Source organism: Kitasatospora sp. NPDC001660, assembly GCF_053596725.1.
Genome location: NZ_JBSFGU010000047.1, coordinates 34,870 through 52,336, shown reverse-complemented (window position 1 = coordinate 52,336; position 17,467 = coordinate 34,870). Strand labels below are relative to the sequence as shown.

Sequence of the window (17,467 nt, the reverse complement as noted above, 5' to 3'; positions counted from 1 at the left end):
GTGATCAGGTTCTCGGCCTGCCCGGGGAAGCCGGTGCTGACGATCACGGCCGGGAACTGGTGCTGCGCGTACTCGGGCTGGAAGTACTGCGGGGGCCGGGCAGCAGGCAGGAGGCCAGGAAGATCAGCCGGACGGTCCAGGCCGACAGGCCGAAGCGCTCGGCGATCCCGGCGCAGACGCCGGCGATGACGCGGTTGTGACGGGGGCGGGCGAGGCGCGGGCTCATGGTGCTCTCCGTGGGGTCGTACCCGGTCCGGCCTCTCCGGCGGGTGCTACTTCCATGCTCGGCCGCCACCCCGCCGCAATCGTCCGCCCACGAGTCGATTCGCCCGGCGGCCGTCTCGCCGGCGAGGCGTAGCCGGGCCTCGGGGCCGCCTCAGGGTCCACCCGGAGGCCCGTGGCGCGCTGGGCGGGAAACCTCGTCAGCCCGCGTGCGGGGGCTGCTGGGGCTGGGCGTAGGGGTTGTCCGGGACGGGCTGGGCCGCCGGGGTGGCCGGGGTGGCCGGGACGGGCGGGGCCTGCGGGGCGACGGGGGAGGACTGGACCGGCTGGGCGTTCGGGTTGTACGGCGCGTTCGGGTTGTGCGGCGCCGCCGCCGCCGGCTGGGCCGGCTGCGGGGCCGCCGGGGTGGCGCCGCGGTTGGCCAGGGCCTTCACAGAGTTGGCGATCAGCACGATCGGCAGGATGAACGCCTGGAAGAAGATCCGGTATTCGCCCCCCTCGAAGACGAATCCCAGGTAGTAGGCGTAGCCGGTGAATCCGACGCCGACGATGATGTTGATGGCCCGCCAACCGGCCTTCATGCCGCCGACGTTGATGGCACCCATGATCACCATGGCGATGCCGCTGATGGCCAGCAATATGACGTACCAGGAGAACAGGGGCTGGTTGGTGAAGTCGAGGTTGTTCAACGCGGGGTCCTGTGAAGTGGAAAGAGAACGGTGAACCGTTGGGGACGAGAGCGCACGGTACTGGAGGCGGCCGACATCCGTCGCGGGCTTTTCATCACGGACTCGTTGCATTCCGCCGGATGCGCCTTGAGGGGGCGGGGAAATGACTGATTATGAGGTGCTGCGGGTCTTTTGCGGGCCCGACGGGGAATGCGGGAACGCGCTCGGCGTCGTGCGGGACGGGGCCTCCGTGCCGGGGCGCGCGGAGCGGCAGGCGATGGCCGGGGAGCTCGGGTTCAGCGAGACGGTGTTCGTCGACGACCCGGTGCGGGGTGTGATCGACATCTACACGCCGACGCTCCGGCTGCCGTTCGCCGGGCACCCCTGCGTCGGGACCGGATGGCTGCTCGGGGTGGACCGGCTGGTCACGCCCGCCGGCGAGGTGGGCGTCCGGCGCCAGGACGGGCTGACGCTGATCGAGGCCCGGGCCGACTGGGCGCCGCCGCGCACCCTGCGGCAGTACGGGTCGGCGCAGGAGGTGGACGCGCTGGAGGTGCCGCCGCCGGGCGAGTGGATCTACGCGTGGGCGTGGCAGGACGAGACGGCCGGGACGGTCCGGGCGCGGGGCTTCCCCGGGCGCGGCGACGGGATCGACGAGGACGAGGCGACGGGTGCGGCGGCGCTGCTGCTGACCGCGCGGCTCGGGCGGGCGCTGACCGTCACGCAGGGGCGGGGCTCGCGGATCGTGACCGCACCGCGCGGGGGCGGGCTGATCGAGGTCGGCGGCCTGGTGCTCAGGGAGCAGGCTCGGCCGACGCACGGGCGGCCGGGACCGGGGTGATCGCGGCGGCGACCGGGGGGCTCACCAGGGTGGTCACCTTCGGCGCCACCGCGGGCGCCGCCGCGGGCCTGCGGGCCCGGGGCCGCCGCTCCCGCAGCAGCCGCCGCAGCGCCGGGACGAGGGCGACGTGGGTGACGGCGACGCCGATCACGGCGAGCAGTATGTGGTCGACGTTGAGGACGTGCCCGGGCGTCCAGGAGGAGAGGAACTCCAGGCCGGTGGCCAGCAGGGCGGAGACGCCGGTGGTGCGCAGGAAGGACGGCAGCCACGGGGCGCGCGGCCGGCCGCCGGCCAGCGGGAGCAGGACGCCGAGCGGGGCCAGCAGGACGAGTTCGCCGACCACCTGCCAGACCGAGGAGGAGCGCAGGGAGGCCAGCGGCGTCAGGTTGGCGTCGTAGACCCAGGCCACCGGCAGGGGTCTGAGCACCACCAGCCAGAGGACCAGCGACAGGTGGAGGGCGAGGCCCGCCAGCCCGACCTGCCGCAGGGGACGGTGGACGGCCGCCGCCGGCCCGGTGTCGGTCCGCACGCCGGAACGCCGCTCGTCGCGTGTCCTGGTGCCATCTCGCTGCACGGGGGGAAGGACGTGAGCCGGTGGCGCGGCGGTTCCACACCGGGCGTGAACATTCCGACACGCGCCCCGCCCCGGGAGCCACGCCCTCACCTGCAGGCGTTGGCTCCGGCCGTCGGCAGGGCACTGAAGACGTTGTCCGGGGGCGAGGTGGCCAGGCCGGTCGGGCTGGGGGCCGGGCTGGGGCCGGGCTTGGCGGTGCTCCGGGTCGCGGGCGGGCTCGGAGCGGCCGGGGCCGGGGTGGCCAGCGCGGTCGGTACGTGCGGGGCGGTCGGGCAGGCCGTCCGGCTGGCCGGGGCGCCCGCGTCCACCGGGACGGCGGTCGGACGGATCCCGCAGCCGGAGGCCAGCGCCAGTAGGAGCAGCACGCCGGAGGTCCGGCGCAGGGGGGAGCGGGTGGGGGCGGTCACTGGGAGTCCTCGTGCTCGACGGCGTCTCCGGCGGGGCCGTCGCCGGCCCCGTCCGCGGACGGCGGAGGCGGCGGTGCCAGTGGCAGCGTCAGCGTGAACACCGCCCCGACCTCCCCGTTCGCCGCCGTGATCGTCCCCCCGTGGATCTGCGCGTTGGCCATCGCGATCGAGAGCCCGAGGCCGCTGCCCTCGGAGCGGGCCCGGCCGCGGTCGGCCTTGTAGAAGCGGTCGAAGACGTGCGGCAGCACGTCCTCGGGGATGCCCGGGCCGCTGTCCGAGACCTCGACGACGACCGAGCCCCCGGCCTCCCTGACCTTGACCCGCACCGGCGAGCCGCCGTGCTTGAGCGCGTTGCCGATCAGGTTGGCGAAGACGACGTCGAGGCGGCGCGGGTCCACGACGGCCAGGATGCCGCGCGGGGCGTCCAGCTCGACCGCGTCGTACCAGGCCCGGCCGTCGATGCAGGACATGATCAGGTCGGCGATGTCCACCTCGTCGGCGACCAGCTTGGCCGTGCCGGCGTCGAAGCGGGTCACCTCCATCAGGTTCTCCACCAGGTCCGACAGCCGCCGGGTCTCGCTGACGACGAGCCGGACGGCCGGCTCGATCATCGGGTCGAGCGACTCGGCCTCGTCCTCCAGGATGTCGGTGACGGCGGTCATCGCGGTCAGCGGCGTGCGCAGCTCGTGCGACATGTCGGCGACGAACCGCCGGCTCTGCGCCTCGCGCGCGCTCAGTTCCTCGACCCGCTCGTGCAGCGACTCCGCGGCGCGGTTGAACGTCCGGGCGAGGTCCGCGAGTTCGTCCGAGCCGTCGACCTCCAGCCGGGTGTCCAGGCGCCCCTCGCCCAGTGCCCGGGCGGCGTCGCCGAGCCGCTTGACCGGCCGCAGCACGGTCGACGACGCGGCCTGCGCGAGCAGCGCCGAGCCGATCAGCGCCAGCAGGGTGGCGATGGCCAGCGACCAGCCCAGCGTGTTGAGGTCGGCCCGCTCGTTCTCCAGCGACTTGAACATGTACGCCGTCGGGCCGTTCGGCACCACCTTCGTGCCGCCGATCACGAACGGCCGGCCCTGCAGGTTCTGCCGCTGCCAGTACAGGTGGTACGGGTACGGGTTGCTCTCGGTGATCTCGCGCGGGCGGGCGACGGTGGACTGCAGCGCGCTCGGCACGTCGGCGAGCGTGAAGTGCGCCGGGTCGGAGGAGGCCGGGCACTCGGGGTGCGCCGGGTCGACCAGCACGACGTCGTAGCTCAGCCCGGAGCTGGCGACGTTCGTGGCGAGCGCGGCCAGGTCCGGGCAGCTCGCGCCCAGGGGCAGGTCGGAGACGTTCCGGCTGAGCGAGACCCGGAAGTCGTTGAGCGCCGTGTCCTGGGCGCGCTTGAGCACCGCGTCGCGGTTCAGCCAGTAGGCGATGCCGGAGGCCGAGACGGCGGCGAGCAGCGCGACCGCCGCGAACACCGCGATCAGCCGTACCCGCAGCGAGCGCAGCCTTCGCCACGGGCCCGTGGCGAAGCGCCGGGTCGTCGTCTGATGGTCAGTCACAGGAGCCTGTCGTCGTACGGGAGTTCAGGGGCACAAGCAAGGACGCGAGAAGGATGCGAGAACGATGGGAGAAGGACGGGAGGAGGAACGGTACGACTCAGGCGGGAGGGTCCAGCCGGTAGCCCACGCCGCGTACCGTCCGGATCAGGGTCGGCGCCGACGGCACGTCCTCGACCTTCGCCCGCAGCCGCTGGACGCACGCGTCCACCAGGCGCGAGTCGCCCAGGTAGTCGTGCTCCCACACCAGCCGCAGCAACTGCTGCCGGGAGAGCGCCTGGCCGGGCCGGCGGCTGAGCTCCAGCAGCAGCCGCAGCTCGGTCGGGGTGAGCTGGAGGTCCTGCCCGTCCTTGGTGACGGTCATCGCCGCCCGGTCGATCACCACGCTGCCGTACGCGGAGGAGTCCGAGCTCTCCCGCTCGCCGCGTCGCAGCACGGCGCGGATCCGGGCGTCCAGGACGCGCGGCTGCACCGGCTTGACCACGTAGTCGTCCGCACCGGACTCCAGGCCGACCACCACGTCGATGTCGTCGGACCGGGCGGTCAGCAGGATGATCGGCAGCTGGTCGGTGCGCCGGATCCGGCGGCAGACCTCGAAGCCGTCGATTCCGGGCAGCATCACGTCCAGCACGATCAGATCGGGCCGCTGCTCCTTGAAGAGCCTCAGTCCGTCCTCGCCGGAGGCGGCGGTGGCCACACGGTGGCCCTGGCGGGTGAGGGCGAGTTCGAGGCCGGTCCGGATGGCGTCGTCGTCCTCGATCAGTAGGAGGAAAGGCACGGCCCCATTTTGTCCCACCGGAAGCCGCGAATCACCCCCCGGACCGGTCACCGCCCGTACGGGAACCGGAAGAAGCGCCCTCGGCGTCCGGTAGGAGGGAGGCGGACCGGGACGAACGGCCCGTCCCCTGTGACACCCCTGTGACAGTCGGCGGACAGCGCCATCACAACCGCCGGGCAGGATTTTCCATGTCGCCGCAGGACAGCGGGCCAACCGGCCGGCTGGAGGGCGGCAACCGGAACCCGCTCGTACCGAACCAAGGGGGCGCACGATGAACGCCATGCTTCAGACCCGGACCAACCCGGCTGTCCGCACCGCGCGTTCCTCAGCGACCACCCACCGGACCCGGTACGAGTTCAGGACCGACGAGAACTCCGGTGCCGTGACCGTACGGGGGTGCGCGCACAGCACCGGTAACCCTGCCGCCCGCCGGGTGAGCGGCGGTGGCAGGACGGGGGAGCTGTACGGGATCGGCCGGATGGGGAGTGCGGCCGACTCCGCCAACACCCTCACGCTGCGGGGGATCCTCCCCGTCCGCGTCGAGGGCAAGGGCGCCCTGGGGGGTAACCGGGGAACCGGGGGGAACGGTCTGCGGAAGGTCGGTTCGGGGGAGCCGACCGGCCGCGAGGCCGCCGGTGCGACGCTGCTGCGGTTGAACCCCGCCGCCGCGCGCACCGCCGAGGCGGGACAGGGAGACGCGCAGGGGGAGCACCCGGCCGTCGCGGAGGACCACATCACGGAGTTCACCGCGTACGTGCGCGAGCGCCGCGCCTCCCTGTACGCCACGGCGTACCACCTCACCGGTGACCGCTACGAGGCCGAGGACCTGCTGCAGAGCGCGCTCTTCAGCACCTACCGCGCCTGGGGCCGGATCACCGACAAGGCCGCGGTCGGGGGCTACCTCCGCCGCACCATGACCAACCTGCACATCTCCGCCTGGCGCCGCCGCAAGGTCAACGAGTACCCGACCGAGGAGCTGCCGGAGACGGTCGGCGACACCGACGCGATGGGCGGCACCGAGCTGCGCACCGTGCTGTGGCAGGCGCTGGCGAAGCTGCCGGAGAACCAGCGGACCATGCTGGTGCTGCGGTACTACGAGGGCAAGACCGACCCGGAGATCGCCGACGTGCTGGGGATCAGCGTCGGTACGGTCAAGAGCAGCATCTGGCGCGCGCTGCGCCGCCTGCGCGACGACGAGCACCTGAACAAGTCGGGCGACACCGTTCGGGCGTTCGGCGAACTGGTCGCGTGAGACGCGTAACGGAAAGGGACGCTCGAAGCGTCTAGAGAAAGGGACTCCCGTCGGGGGACGGGAAGGACGGTCACGGACTGCGGACGTCGGCTCGGGGGAGCGATGTCCACGGGGGAGCCCGACGACCGTCCGAAAGGCGACGGGCCCGGTGCGGGGGAGACGCACCGGGCCCGTCGTTCTGTCTGTCGCACGCTCGTTCCGCTCGTCACACGCCCCGGGGTCACACGGACGAGAGCTGCGGCTGCCCGGCCGCCGCGGTGATCCGGCGGAAGGCCTCCGGGCCGGCGCACGGGTGGGCGCCCAGGGCGACCTGGCGGCCGACGATGGACCGCTCGGCGCGCATCAGCCGCCAGCCGCGGCGCAGCAGCACCGGCAGCGACTTGCGGCCCTCGCGGACGTCCCGGCGCAGCCGGCGCCAGGCCGTGGTGAGCGCGCCGTTGCGCAGGCACAGGGCGTCGCCGAGCAGGCCCTCCTCGGCGCACTGGGCGGTGATCTCGGCGGCGAAGATGCCCTCGGCGATGAACGCGGGGGCGCCGTCCAGATCGAGCGTCCGGGTGTCGATGCGCCCGTTGTCCGGGATCGAGTACACCGGGACCTCGGTGCGGCCGGTCTCGTACAGGTCGCGGATGGCGGCGACGGCCTGGTCGCGGTGCCAGGCGAGCGGGGAGTCCCAGTCGACCGCGCCGTCGGGCAGCAGCGGGAGGGTGGGGTCGTCGCCGTCCTTGTAGAAGTCGTCGAGCTGGAGCACCGGCAGACCGCTGCGGCCGGCGAGCGAGGACTTCCCGGATCCGGAGGGACCGGACAGCAGCACCACCCGGGCGCGGGTCATCGGCACAGGGTTCAGCGGGTCGTCACTCACGGGACACCAGTCTGACGCATCCGGGCCCGATGCCGAAACCGGCCGGACTACACCGGTTTCGCCGCGGACGGCGCGGCCAACGCGGCGTGCAGCAGCGGGAGGTGGGCGGTGTCGGTCTGGAGGTAGACCAACGGTCCCGGCCCGGGCGGCTGGTAGGCGGTGGCCGCCCAGTCCTGGCTGTGCCAGGCGGCCGGCTCGGGCTCGTGGAACTCTCCGCCGGCCGGCAGCTCCAGGCGCAGGGCGGATGAGGCGAAGGTCACGGCCGCCGAGCCGGGTGTGATCAGCAGCCGGCCGTTGACGTAGCCCGGGCCCTCGCCGGGGCGCTCGACGCGGGCCGAGCAGGGGATCCGGGCAGGCCGTCCGGCGGCCAGCCGGCGCCGGGTGCGGGCGAGCCGCAGCCGGCGGACGAAGCCGTCCGCGAACAGTGCGATGAGCTCTCCCAGGAACTCGCCCATCCGGTCTCCCCTCCGGCCGCTCGGTGTCACCCCAGTCTTCGTGGGCGCCGGGCGCGCCGGGAGCATCGAACGGATTGTCCCGGCGCGACCAAAGTCGTTGGGCGGCCACGCGTCGAACGGCCGCGCGTCGAACGGCCGCGAACGCCGACGGACCCGCGCCAGGGGGGGGAGAGGCGCGGGTCCGTCCTATGACCGTCCGGGCCCTGGGGGGGAGAGGGCTCTGGGGACGGCCAGTCTGTGGAGTTGTTCTCTTTTGTTCTTCCGCGCGGGGCGCGGGGTGGTGGCGACGGAGGGTCAGATCCCCATCGGGTGCCAGACCGTCTTCGTCTCCAGGAACGAGAGTAGCCGGTCCGTACCGGGCGCATTGGTCCAGTCCTGGGCGAACGGGTCCAGCTCCGGACGGACCACCCGCTTCAGGGTATCCGCGGCGGCGGCCTCCAGAGCGGGCGCCGCGCCGGGACCGTCGGCCGCGATGGCACCGGTGAGGTCCAGCGCGTTGACGTCCTGGTGCGAGGCCAGGGTCGGCGCGATGTCCGCCGTGCGGCCCGAGATGATGTTCACCACGCCGCCCGGGACGTCCGAGGTGGCGAGCACCTCGCCCAGCGACAGGGCCGGCAGCGGGGCGTCCGCGGCGGCGGCGACCACGACCGTGTTGCCGGTGGCGATCGCGGGGGCGATCACCGACACCAGGCCGAGCAGCGAGTGCCCGTACCCGGCCTGCGGGGCGACGATCCCGACCACGCCGGTCGGCTCCGGGGTGGAGAGGTTGAAGAACGGACCGGCGACCGGGTTGGCGCCGCCCGCGATCTGGGCGACCTTGTCCGTCCAGCCCGCGTACCAGACCCAGCGGTCGATCGCGGCGTCCACCAGCGCGGCGGCCTTCTTCGGGCCGATGCCCTCGGAGACGGCCACCTCGGCGGCGAACTGCTCGCGCCGGCCCTGGAGCATCTCGGCCACCCGGTACAGCACCTGGCCGCGGTTGTACGCGGTGGTGCCGGCCCAGCCCTTGACCGCCGCACGGGCGGCGACGACGGCGTCGCGGGCGTCCTTGCGGGTGCCCAGCGGGGCGTTGGCGAGCCACTCGCCCTTGGAGTCGGTCACCTCGTACACCCGCCCGCTCTCGGAGCGCGGGAACTTCCCGCCGACGTACAGCTTGTAGGTCTTGAGGACGTCAAGACGCGCGAAGGTCGTGTCAGACATCGAGGTAGGCCTCCAGACCGTGGCGGCCACCCTCGCGGCCGTAACCCGACTCCTTGAAGCCGCCGAACGGCGAGGTCGGGTCGAACTTGTTGAAGGTGTTGGCCCAGACCACACCGGCCTTGAGCTTGTTGGCCATCCAGAGGATGCGCGAGCCCTTCTCCGTCCAGATGCCGGCGGAGAGGCCGTACGGGGTGTTGTTGGCCTTCGCGACCGCCTCGTCGGGGGTGCGGAAGGTCAGCACCGACAGCACCGGGCCGAAGACCTCCTCCTGGGCGATCCGGTGGGCCTGGCTGACGCCGGTGAACAGGGTCGGCCTGAACCAGAAGCCGGTGCCCGGCAGCTCGCACTCGGGCGACCAGCGCTCGGCGCCCTCGGCCTCGCCGGCATCGGTCAGCTCGGTGATCCGGGCCAGCTGGGCCGCCGAGTTGATGGCGCCGATGTCGGTGTTCTTGTCCAGCGGGTCGCCGACCCGCAGGGTGGCCATCCGGCGCTTCAGGGCGTCCAGCAGCTCGTCCTGGATCGACTCCTGGACCAGCAGGCGCGAACCGGCGCAGCAGACGTGGCCCTGGTTGAAGAAGATGCCGTTGACGATGCCCTCGACCGCCTGGTCGATCGGCGCGTCGTCGAACACGATGTTGGCCGCCTTGCCGCCCAGCTCCAGCGAGAGCTTCTTGCGGGTGCCGGCCAGCTGCCTGGCGATCGCCCGGCCGACCGGGGTGGAGCCGGTGAAGGCGACCTTGTTGACGTCCGGGTGCGCGGTGAGCGCGGCGCCGGTGCGGCCGTCGCCGGTGACGATGTTGACGACGCCCTTCGGCAGACCGGCCTGGCGGCAGATCTCGGCGAAGCGCAGGGCCGTCAGCGGGGTGGTCTCGGCCGGCTTCAGGACGACCGTGTTGCCGGTCGCCAGCGCGGGCGCGATCTTCCACGCCAGCATCAGCAGCGGGAAGTTCCACGGGATGACCTGGCCGGCCACGCCCAGCGGCTTCGGGTTCGGCCCGTAGCCGGCGTGGTCGAGCTTGTCGGCCCAGCCCGCGTAGTAGAAGAAGTGCGCGGCGACCAGCGGCAGGTCGACGTCGCGGGTCTCGCGGATCGGCTTGCCGTTGTCGATCGACTCCAGCACGGCCAGCTCGCGGCTGCGCTCCTGGACGATCCGGGCGATCCGGAACAGGTACTTGGCGCGCTCGCTGCCCGGCAGGGCCGACCAGTCGGCGAAGGCCTTGCGGGCGGCGGCGACGGCGCGGTCGACGTCCTCGTCGGTGCCCTGGGCGAACTCGGCGAGCACCTGCTCGGTGGCCGGGTTGACCGTCTTCAGGGCCTCGCCGCCGGAGGAGTCGACGAACTCGCCGCCGATGAAGTGGCCGTAGGAGGTGGCGATGTCGCCCGCGGCGGCGGGGGACTCGGGGGCCGGGGCGTAGGCGAAGAGGCCGGAGGCCTTCACCGGCTCCTCGATGTTCTTCTTCTTGGCCATGGTGATCAGTCCACCGTCACGTAGTCGGGGCCGGAGTAGCGTCCGGTGGCGAGCTTCTGGCGCTGCATCAGCAGGTCGTTGAGCAGGCTGGAGGCGCCGAAGCGGAACCAGTGCGGGCTTAGCCAGTCGTCGCCGAGGGTCTCGTTGACCATCACCAGGTACTTCATGGCGTCCTTGGTGGTCTTGATGCCACCGGCGGGCTTCACGCCGACCTGGACGCCGGTCTGCGCGCGGAAGTCGCGGACCGCCTCCAGCATCAGCAGGGTGACCGGAGGGGTCGCGTTGACGGCGACCTTGCCGGTGGAGGTCTTGATGAAGTCGGCACCGGCCAGCATCGCGAGCCAGGAGACGCGGCGCACGTTGTCGTACGTCTGGAGCTCGCCGGTCTCGAAGATCACCTTGAGGTGGGCGTAGGTGCCGTCCGGGCGCTTGCACGCCTCCTTGACGGCGACGATCTCGTTGAAGACGTCGAGGTAGCGGCCGGAGAGGAAGGCGCCCCGGTCGATCACCATGTCGATCTCGTCGGCGCCCGCGGCGACCGCGTCGGCGGTGTCGGCGAGCTTCACCGGGAGGGCGGCGCGGCCGGCCGGGAAGGCGGTGGCGACGGAGGCGACCTGGATGTCGGTGCCCCGCAGGGCCTCCTTGGCGGTGGCGACCATGTCCGGGTAGACACAGATGGCGGCCACGCGGGGAGTGGACGGGTCGGTGGGGTCGGGGTTCCTGCCCTTGGTGCACAGGGCGCGCACCTTGCCGACCGTGTCCGCGCCTTCGAGCGTGGTCAGGTCGATCATCGAGATCGCCAGGTCGATGGCGTAGGCCTTCGCCGTGGTCTTGATCGAGCGGGTTCCGAGGGCGGCGGCACGCGCCTCCAGGCCGACCTGGTCGACGCCGGGCAGGCCGTGCAGAAAGCGGCGGAGGGAGGCCTCGGACGCCGCAACGTCCGCAAGGCCGCTGCCCGCAACGCCGGGGGCATTGGCTGCAACAGTGGACATAGTCACAAGAGCAGCATATCTACGCGCGTAGCCAACCGCTAGAGCGCCTCCCTTTCGTGGCCGGACCGAGACCTCGGGGGCGGGGTGAGAAGGGGCGAGGACGCGCCGGCTCGACAGGGAATGCCGACGGGGACGGGGTGGGCGGCTCTTCGCGGCAACCGATGCTGTACCGAGACCTCATCCCGGGGGGCATGGGGCAGAATCGTCGGCATGACCGAATCCGACGGCAAGCCCCACCAGGGCTCGTCCGCCCCCGACGGGGAGCCCGGGTACGCGGACCGCGTGTACCGCTCGGTTCCCGGCGTGATCTCCGGTGTGCTGCTGCTGGCGGTGGCCGCCTGGCTGATCGGCGACGCCGCGCTGAACGGGACCGGGAAGACGCCGGCCGTGTCGCTCGCGGCCGTGCCGGTGTTCGCCTTCCCGGTGATCGCCTACACGCTGCGTCCGGCGGTGCTGGCCAACGACCGGCGGCTCGTGGTGCGCAACCCGTGGCGGACGATCACCGCGCCGTGGGCCTCGGTGGACGCGCTGCGCGCCGGGTACTCCGTCGAACTGCTCGCCGAGGGCAAGAAGTACCAGGTGTGGGCCGTGCCGGTGTCGCTGCGCCAGCGCAAGCGGGCCAACCGGGCCGCCCTGCGCGGCGGGTCCGAGCACACCTCCCGGCTGGGGGTCTTCACGCGCAACACCATGCCCACCACGCCGCCGGTGCTGGGCTCCTCCGACCCGACCCGGGCCTGGTCCGACCAGGTGACCTCGGTGCTCCAGGAGATGGCCGAGCGCAACGCCGCCAGTCCGGACGCCGCCGGGCCGGTCGTGGTGCGCTGGTGCTGGTGGGTGATCGTGCCGACGCTGGTCGGCCTGGCCGCGCTGATCACGGTGATCGCCGTCTGAGGACCGGGGGCGACAGGAAGCGATGACGAAGGGGCCCGTACGGTACGCCGTACGGGCCCCTTCCGTGTCGAGCCGGTGCTCAGATGCCCGCGGCCACGGCCAGGTCGCGCTTGACGGCGTCGAGCAGCTCGCCGGCGCGCACCCGCGCGGCGGACAGGTCGGCGGCGGAGGCGACCGGGAGGACGACCTCCAGGTAGCACTTCAGCTTGGGCTCGGTGCCGGACGGCCGGACCACGATCCGGGCGGAGCGGACGGCCTCGCCGGCCAGGTAGTAGCGCAGCCCGTCGGTGGGCGGCAGGTCGGCGGAACCGGCGGTGAGGTCGTCGGCGCGGGTGACGGCCAGGCCGGCCAGGACGGTCGGCGGCTGCTCGCGCAGGCGCGCCATCGCGGCGCCGATCAGCGAGAGGTCCTGCACCCGGACGGACAGCTGGTCGGTGGCGTGCAGGCCGTGCTCCAGCGCCAGGTCGTCCAGCAGGTCGGTCAGGGTGCGGCCGGACTTCTTGAGGGTCGCGGCCAGCTCGGCGACCAGCAGGGCGGCGGTGATGCCGTCCTTGTCCCGGACGCCCTCCGGGTCGACGCAGTAGCCGAGCGCCTCCTCGTAGCCGTAGCGCAGGCCCTCGGCGCGGGAGATCCACTTGAAGCCGGTGAGCGTCTCGGCGTACCCGAGGCCGGCGGCCTCGGCGATCCGGCCGAGGAGGGTGGCGGAGACGATCGTGGTGGCGAAGGTGCCTTCGGCCTTCTTGGCGACCAGGGCCGAGCCGAGCAGCGCGCCGACCTCGTCGCCGCGGAGCATCCGCCAGCCGGAGGTGCCGTTGCCGCTGCCGGCCGCGTTGCCGTTGGCCGGGACGGCCACCGCGCAGCGGTCGGCGTCCGGGTCGTTGGCGATGACGATGTCCGGGCCGACCTCGGCGGCGGTGCGGAAGGCGAGGTCCATCGCCCCCGGCTCCTCCGGGTTGGGGAAGGCCACGGTCGGGAAGTCCGGGTCGGGCTCGGCCTGTTCGGCGACCACGGTGGGCGCGGTGAAGCCGGCCTGGCGGAAGGCGGCGACCAGGGTGTCGCGGCCGACGCCGTGCATCGGGGTGTAGACGACGTCGAGGTCGCGCGGGCTGTGCTCGTCGACGATCGAGACGGCGCGGGCCAGGTACGCCTCGATGACCTCCTCGCCGAGCACCTCCCAGCCGTCCTCGGCGCGCGGGACGTCGTTCAGCGAGCCGATCGCGTCGATCTCGGCGGCGATGCCGGCGTCGGCCGGCGGGACGATCTGCGAGCCGTCGCCCAGGTAGACCTTGTAGCCGTTGTCCTGCGGCGGGTTGTGGCTCGCGGTGACGGTGACGCCGGCGGCGGCGCCCAGGTGGCGGATCGCGAAGGCGAGCACCGGGGTGGGCAGCGGGCGGGGCAGCAGCGCGGCGCGCAGGCCGGCGCCGACCACGACGGCGGCGGTGTCGCGGGCGAAGTCGTACGACTTGTGGCGGGCGTCGTAGCCGATGACCACGAGGTCGCCGAGGCCCTGCTTCCGCACGTACGCGACCAGGCCGGCGGCGGCCCGGATGACGACGGCGCGGTTCATCCGCATCGGGCCGGCGCCGAGTTCGCCGCGCAGGCCGGCGGTGCCGAACTGGAGCCGGTCGGCGAAGCGCTCGGCGAGTTCGGCCCAGGCGAGCTTGCTGTCCTCCTCGGCATCCGGGTCCTCGGCGCGCGCCAGCAGCGCGGTCAGCTCCTCGCGGGTCTGCGGGTCGGGGTCCTCGGCCAGCCAGGCCCGGGCCCGGGCGAGGAGGTCGGTGGTGGGTGCCTGCGTCATCCCAACTCCTTGCGTGGATACCCCGGATACGGCCCGGGGAGTCTGAACGGGTGGTACTTCCTGTGGTGCTTCGGTGACAATCAGTGTCCGCCGAGCCCTGCCGCCGGGCTGGCGGGAAGTCAGGTCTGTGGAGCTGGTGCAGGGCCGATGGGCGGCACGCCGTCCCTCGCCGGTGATCCGGGTCGGCAACCGGCCCCGTGAAGCAGAAGGTCCAACCCGCGAGGATCGGAATCCCCTCGTGTCGAGGGGTGATGTCAAGGCGACTGCTCCATCGGGAGGTTTGGCGGTCATCGGCCGGAGTTCCCGCACGGGCACGGCACGCGGACGGGGCCCGCGGGCGGGTGTGATCAGCGGATCACGGCCGCCCGTGGGCCCCGTCGCTCATGATTGTGCGCCGTGCCGGGTCAGATCCGCTCGAGGACCTTGGCCAGCAGCTCGCCCATGCGCTCGGCCGAGGCCTTGCCGGCCTCCAGGACCTCTTCGTGGTTGAGCGGCTCGCCGGTGATGCCGGCGGCCAGGTTGGTGACCAGCGAGATGCCGAGCACCTCGGCGCCGGCCTCGCGGGCGGCGATGGCCTCCAGGGTGGTGGACATGCCGACCAGCTCGCCGCCGATCACCCGGGCCATGTTGACCTCGGCCGGGGTCTCGTAGTGCGGGCCGCGGAACTGGACGTAGACGGCCTCGTCCAGGGACGGGTCGACCTCGTGGCACAGGGCGCGCAGGCGCTTGGAGTACAGGTCGGTGAGGTCGACGAAGTTGGCGCCGACGATCGGGGAGTCCGCGGTCAGGTTGATGTGGTCACGGATCAGCACCGGCTGGCCGGGCACCCAGCCCTCGCGCAGGCCGCCACAGCCGTTGGTGAGGACGATGATGCCGCAGCCGGCCGCGGCGGCGGTGCGCACGCCGTGGACGACGGTGGCCACGCCGTGGCCCTCGTAGTAGTGGTTGCGGCCGAGGAAGATCAGGGCGCGCTTGTCGCCGATCTTCACCGAGCGGATCTTGCCGGCGTGGCCGGCGACGGCGGGGGCGGGGAAGCCCGGGAGCTCGGTCACCGGGAACTCGGCCACGGTCTCGCCGAGGGCGTCGGCGGCCGGCACCCAGCCGGAGCCCATCACCAGGGCGACGTCGTGGCGCTCGGCACCGGTCAGCTCGCGCAGGCGCGCGGCGGCGGCCTGGGCGGCGGCGTAGGGGTCGGCGGAGACGACCGACTGAGGAGTTGCGTTCACGGGTCCGAGGATAGACGGGAATCGGCTACGCGCGTAGAAAATCCGCCGCGGCATGCCGGATCGTTACCCGGTTGACCCGAAAGCACAGCTCGGTGGCGCTTTCCGGGCGATGCGCCTCGTCGGTATCGACAGTTCCGTCCGGCCGCCCCCGGCCTCCGGGCGGCCCCCCGCGATGGGTCAGCAGGGCCGTCGGCGCAGGTCCATCACGTAGTCGTGCGGGGCTCCGGCGCTCTCCGCCGCGTCGGCGATCAGGCCGAGGTAGCGGGCCGCGGGAAGGCCGCCCTCGTAGTCGTTGAGGACGTACGTCCAGACCTGGATGTCGCCGTCCAGGGTGTGGGCGCGCAGCTTCGTCTTGCGGTAGATGCCGAGCTGGACGCCCTCCCAGCGGTCCAGGCCCTCCTCGTCCATCGGCGCGATGTCGTAGAGGGAGACGAACACCTGCTCCTTCTCGTCCTCGACGACGGTCGCCAGCGAGCCCTCCCAGCCGAGCTGTTCGCCGCCGAAGGTGAGCCGCCAGCCGTCCAGCCAGCCGGTTCCGCGCAGCGGGGAGTGCGGGGCGCGGCGGGTCATCTGCCGGGCATCGAGGTTCGTGGCATACGCGGCGTAAAGGGGCATGCGGGCCAGACTACGGCGACTGGGCGATCGCACAGAAGCCCGTACCCCGGCGTGGCAGCGCTCCGGGCGTGCGGGACAATGGTGAGCGTGACTCGGATCGTGATCATCGGTGGCGGACCCGGCGGCTACGAGGCGGCACTGGTGGCCGCCCAGCTCGGCGCGGAGGTGACCGTCGTCGACCGCGACGGTCTGGGCGGATCGGCGGTGCTCACGGACTGCGTGCCGTCGAAGACGCTGATCGCGACCGCGGAGGTGATGACCACCTTCGACAGCTCCTACGACGAGCTCGGCATCACCGTCGCCCGGGACGAGGCCGCGCGCGAGCACGGCGACAAGGTGGTCGGCGTGGACCTGGGCAAGGTCAACCGCCGTGTGAAGCGGCTCGCGATCGCGCAGTCCCACGACATCACCCAGTCCGTCACCCGCGCCGGTGTCACCGTGCTGCGCGGCCGGGGCCGGCTCGGCGCCGGCGGCCAGGCCGTGGACGGCTCCCGCGAGGTGCTCGTGGACGCGCCCGACGGCACGGTGCACTCGCTGCGCGCCGACGCGGTGCTGATCGCGACCGGCGCCCACCCGCGCGAGCTGCCGGACGCGCAGCCGGACGGCGAGCGGATCCTGACCTGGACCCAGGTGTACGACCTGGAGGAGCTGCCGCGCGAGCTGATCGTGGTCGGTTCCGGTGTCACCGGCGCCGAGTTCGCCGGTGCCTACCAGGCGATCGGCTCCAAGGTGACCCTGGTGTCCAGCCGCGACCGGGTGCTGCCGGGCGAGGACCCGGACGCCGCCGAGGTGCTGGAGGACGTGTTCCGCCGCCGCGGCATGAACGTCATGGGCCGCTCGCGCGCCGAGAGCGCCAAGCGGATCGGCGACCGGGTCGAGGTCACCCTCGCCGACGGCAAGGTGATCGAGGGCACCCACTGCCTGATGGCGGTCGGCTCGATCCCCAACACCGCGGACATGGGCCTGGAGGAGGCCGGGGTCAAGCTCAACGACTGGGGCCAGATCCAGGTCGACCGGGTCTCCCGCACCAGCGCCCCGGGTGTCTACGCGGCCGGCGACTGCACCGGCGTCTTCATGCTCGCCTCGGTGGCCGCCATGCAGGGCCGGATCGCGATGTACCACGCGCTCGGCGACGCGGTGCAGCCGCTCGACCTGAAGACCGTCGCCTCCAACGTCTTCACCGACCCGGAGATCGCCACCGTCGGCTACACCGCCGCCGACGTGCAGTGCGGCAAGATGGACGCGGTCGAGGTCAAGCTGCCGCTGCGCGGCAACCCGCGGGCCAAGATGCAGGGCATCCGGGACGGCTTCGTGAAGCTGTTCTGCCGCCCGGGCACCGGCATCGTGGTCGGCGGCGTCGTGGTCGCCCCGCGCGCCAGCGAGCTGATCCACTCGATCTCGCTCGCGGTGGACGCCAATCTGACGGTCGAACAGGTGGCCAGCGCCTTCACCGTCTACCCGTCGGTCTCCGGCTCGACCGCCGAGGCCGCCCGGCAGCTGCACATCCGCAAGCGGGCCGAAGGCGAATCCTGAGCATCCGGCGCGCAGTTGAGGGCGGTCACCGATCGGTGGCCGCCCTTTGCGCGCGCGTGATCGTCACCCGTACGGCGGGCGCAGTCCCGGCTTATTGACGGCGCGTATTGTACGGTCACGCGCCGCTCGTCCGCGAGCAATTCCCGCTAC

At 72.8% G+C, this 17,467-nt stretch carries 18 protein-coding genes; 4 read left to right on the top strand and 14 right to left on the bottom strand.

Translation table 11 applies throughout. The features are described from left to right. Positions 1-43: 43 nt before the first annotated feature. Positions 44-226 carry a PspC domain-containing protein gene (locus ACWCXH_RS32720; RefSeq protein WP_449805121.1) on the bottom strand — a complete coding sequence of 61 codons (183 nt, stop codon included), beginning with the start codon at positions 224-226 and terminating at the stop codon, positions 44-46. 196 nt (positions 227-422) lie between these two features. After that, positions 423-911, bottom strand: coding sequence for a hypothetical protein (locus ACWCXH_RS32715; protein ID WP_449805120.1), 489 nt, complete (start codon positions 909-911; stop codon positions 423-425). 142 nt (positions 912-1,053) lie between these two features. Here ACWCXH_RS32715 and ACWCXH_RS32710 point away from each other — a divergent pair, with 142 nt between their 5' ends. Then, positions 1,054-1,731: a PhzF family phenazine biosynthesis protein gene (locus ACWCXH_RS32710; RefSeq protein WP_449805119.1), complete on the top strand. Its 678-nt coding sequence runs from the start codon at positions 1,054-1,056 to the stop codon at positions 1,729-1,731. Here the strand turns inward: ACWCXH_RS32710 and ACWCXH_RS32705 are convergent. From ACWCXH_RS32705 to ACWCXH_RS32690, 4 genes are all read right to left on the bottom strand, one after another. Beyond that, positions 1,685-2,260: a VanZ family protein gene (locus ACWCXH_RS32705; RefSeq protein WP_449805118.1), complete on the bottom strand. Its 576-nt coding sequence runs from the start codon at positions 2,258-2,260 to the stop codon at positions 1,685-1,687. The genes ACWCXH_RS32710 and ACWCXH_RS32705 overlap by 47 nt on opposite strands. Positions 2,261-2,391: 131 nt before the next feature. Beyond that, on the bottom strand, positions 2,392-2,712 hold the full coding sequence (locus tag ACWCXH_RS32700) for a hypothetical protein (protein ID WP_449805117.1): 321 nt from the start codon (positions 2,710-2,712) through the stop codon (positions 2,392-2,394). Continuing rightward, on the bottom strand, positions 2,709-4,253 hold the full coding sequence (locus ACWCXH_RS32695; protein ID WP_449805116.1) for a sensor histidine kinase: 1,545 nt from the start codon (positions 4,251-4,253) through the stop codon (positions 2,709-2,711). Before ACWCXH_RS32695 ends, ACWCXH_RS32700 begins: the two co-directional genes overlap by 4 nt. 97 nt (positions 4,254-4,350) lie before the next feature. Continuing rightward, positions 4,351-5,028: a response regulator transcription factor gene (locus ACWCXH_RS32690; RefSeq protein ID WP_030257458.1), complete on the bottom strand. Its 678-nt coding sequence runs from the start codon at positions 5,026-5,028 to the stop codon at positions 4,351-4,353. A 478-nt stretch (positions 5,029-5,506) separates the two neighbouring features. On the opposite strand from ACWCXH_RS32690, the gene ACWCXH_RS32685 reads away from it, so the two are divergent. Next, entirely contained in the window at positions 5,507-6,280 is a 774-nt protein-coding gene (locus tag ACWCXH_RS32685) for a SigE family RNA polymerase sigma factor (RefSeq protein ID WP_449805126.1), read from the top strand. Between the two features lie 220 nt (positions 6,281-6,500). On the opposite strand, the gene ACWCXH_RS32680 is transcribed toward ACWCXH_RS32685, so the two are convergent. The 5 genes from ACWCXH_RS32680 to deoC all read right to left on the bottom strand — a co-directional run bounded on the left by ACWCXH_RS32680 (position 6,501) and on the right by deoC (position 11,254). After that, positions 6,501-7,139, bottom strand: a complete 639-nt coding sequence (locus ACWCXH_RS32680) for an ATP-binding protein (protein ID WP_449805115.1) — start codon at positions 7,137-7,139, stop codon at positions 6,501-6,503. 47 nt (positions 7,140-7,186) lie between these two features. Further along, positions 7,187-7,594: a hypothetical protein gene (locus ACWCXH_RS32675; protein WP_449805114.1), complete on the bottom strand. Its 408-nt coding sequence runs from the start codon at positions 7,592-7,594 to the stop codon at positions 7,187-7,189. A 294-nt stretch (positions 7,595-7,888) separates the two neighbouring features. Further along, positions 7,889-8,794, bottom strand: a complete 906-nt coding sequence (locus ACWCXH_RS32670) for an aldehyde dehydrogenase family protein (protein WP_449805113.1) — start codon at positions 8,792-8,794, stop codon at positions 7,889-7,891. Beyond that, positions 8,787-10,262 (bottom strand): aldehyde dehydrogenase family protein, encoded by a 1,476-nt coding sequence (locus ACWCXH_RS32665; protein ID WP_449805112.1) that lies wholly within the window; start codon positions 10,260-10,262, stop codon positions 8,787-8,789. Before ACWCXH_RS32665 ends, ACWCXH_RS32670 begins: the two co-directional genes overlap by 8 nt. Before the next feature lie 5 nt (positions 10,263-10,267). Further along, positions 10,268-11,254, bottom strand: coding sequence for a deoxyribose-phosphate aldolase (gene deoC, locus ACWCXH_RS32660; protein WP_449805111.1), 987 nt, complete (start codon positions 11,252-11,254; stop codon positions 10,268-10,270). 210 nt (positions 11,255-11,464) lie between these two features. On the opposite strand from deoC, the gene ACWCXH_RS32655 reads away from it, so the two are divergent. Then, the gene (locus tag ACWCXH_RS32655; RefSeq protein WP_449805110.1) at positions 11,465-12,145 is read left to right on the top strand and encodes a PH domain-containing protein; all 681 of its coding nucleotides are present in this window, start codon (positions 11,465-11,467) and stop codon (positions 12,143-12,145) included. A 79-nt stretch (positions 12,146-12,224) separates the two neighbouring features. Here ACWCXH_RS32655 and ACWCXH_RS32650 read toward each other — a convergent pair whose 3' ends face one another. The 3 genes from ACWCXH_RS32650 to ACWCXH_RS32640 form a co-directional block, all read right to left on the bottom strand. Continuing rightward, the gene (locus ACWCXH_RS32650) at positions 12,225-13,943 is read right to left on the bottom strand and encodes a phospho-sugar mutase (RefSeq protein ID WP_449805109.1); all 1,719 of its coding nucleotides are present in this window, start codon (positions 13,941-13,943) and stop codon (positions 12,225-12,227) included. Between the two features lie 404 nt (positions 13,944-14,347). Beyond that, a complete protein-coding gene (locus tag ACWCXH_RS32645) occupies positions 14,348-15,169 on the bottom strand; it encodes a purine-nucleoside phosphorylase (RefSeq protein ID WP_449805108.1) in 822 nt (273 codons plus the stop codon). 177 nt (positions 15,170-15,346) lie between these two features. Continuing rightward, the gene (locus ACWCXH_RS32640) at positions 15,347-15,784 is read right to left on the bottom strand and encodes a gamma-glutamylcyclotransferase (protein WP_449805107.1); all 438 of its coding nucleotides are present in this window, start codon (positions 15,782-15,784) and stop codon (positions 15,347-15,349) included. Between the two features lie 78 nt (positions 15,785-15,862). Between ACWCXH_RS32640 and ACWCXH_RS32635 the strand changes: the two genes are divergently transcribed. Further along, positions 15,863-17,317 (top strand): NAD(P)H-quinone dehydrogenase, encoded by a 1,455-nt coding sequence (locus tag ACWCXH_RS32635; protein ID WP_449805106.1) that lies wholly within the window; start codon positions 15,863-15,865, stop codon positions 17,315-17,317. The last annotated feature ends 150 nt before the right edge of the window (positions 17,318-17,467 follow it).

What these genes read in the sequence shown, in the direction of transcription:
- ACWCXH_RS32670 (WP_449805113.1), bottom strand. Translation starts at nt 8,794, where the DNA reads ATGTCTGACACGACCTTCGCGCGTCTTGACGTCCTCAAGACCTACAAG.
- ACWCXH_RS32675 (WP_449805114.1), bottom strand. Translation starts at nt 7,594, where the DNA reads ATGGGCGAGTTCCTGGGAGAGCTCATCGCACTGTTCGCGGACGGCTTC.
- ACWCXH_RS32650 (WP_449805109.1), bottom strand. Translation starts at nt 13,943, where the DNA reads ATGACGCAGGCACCCACCACCGACCTCCTCGCCCGGGCCCGGGCCTGG.
- ACWCXH_RS32635 (WP_449805106.1), top strand. Translation starts at nt 15,863, where the DNA reads ATGGTGAGCGTGACTCGGATCGTGATCATCGGTGGCGGACCCGGCGGC.
- ACWCXH_RS32685 (WP_449805126.1), top strand. Translation starts at nt 5,507, where the DNA reads ATGGGGAGTGCGGCCGACTCCGCCAACACCCTCACGCTGCGGGGGATC.
- ACWCXH_RS32720 (WP_449805121.1), bottom strand. Translation starts at nt 226, where the DNA reads ATGAGCCCGCGCCTCGCCCGCCCCCGTCACAACCGCGTCATCGCCGGC.
- deoC (WP_449805111.1), bottom strand. Translation starts at nt 11,254, where the DNA reads ATGTCCACTGTTGCAGCCAATGCCCCCGGCGTTGCGGGCAGCGGCCTT.
- ACWCXH_RS32710 (WP_449805119.1), top strand. Translation starts at nt 1,054, where the DNA reads ATGACTGATTATGAGGTGCTGCGGGTCTTTTGCGGGCCCGACGGGGAA.
- ACWCXH_RS32655 (WP_449805110.1), top strand. Translation starts at nt 11,465, where the DNA reads ATGACCGAATCCGACGGCAAGCCCCACCAGGGCTCGTCCGCCCCCGAC.
- ACWCXH_RS32665 (WP_449805112.1), bottom strand. Translation starts at nt 10,262, where the DNA reads ATGGCCAAGAAGAAGAACATCGAGGAGCCGGTGAAGGCCTCCGGCCTC.
- ACWCXH_RS32640 (WP_449805107.1), bottom strand. Translation starts at nt 15,784, where the DNA reads ATGCCCCTTTACGCCGCGTATGCCACGAACCTCGATGCCCGGCAGATG.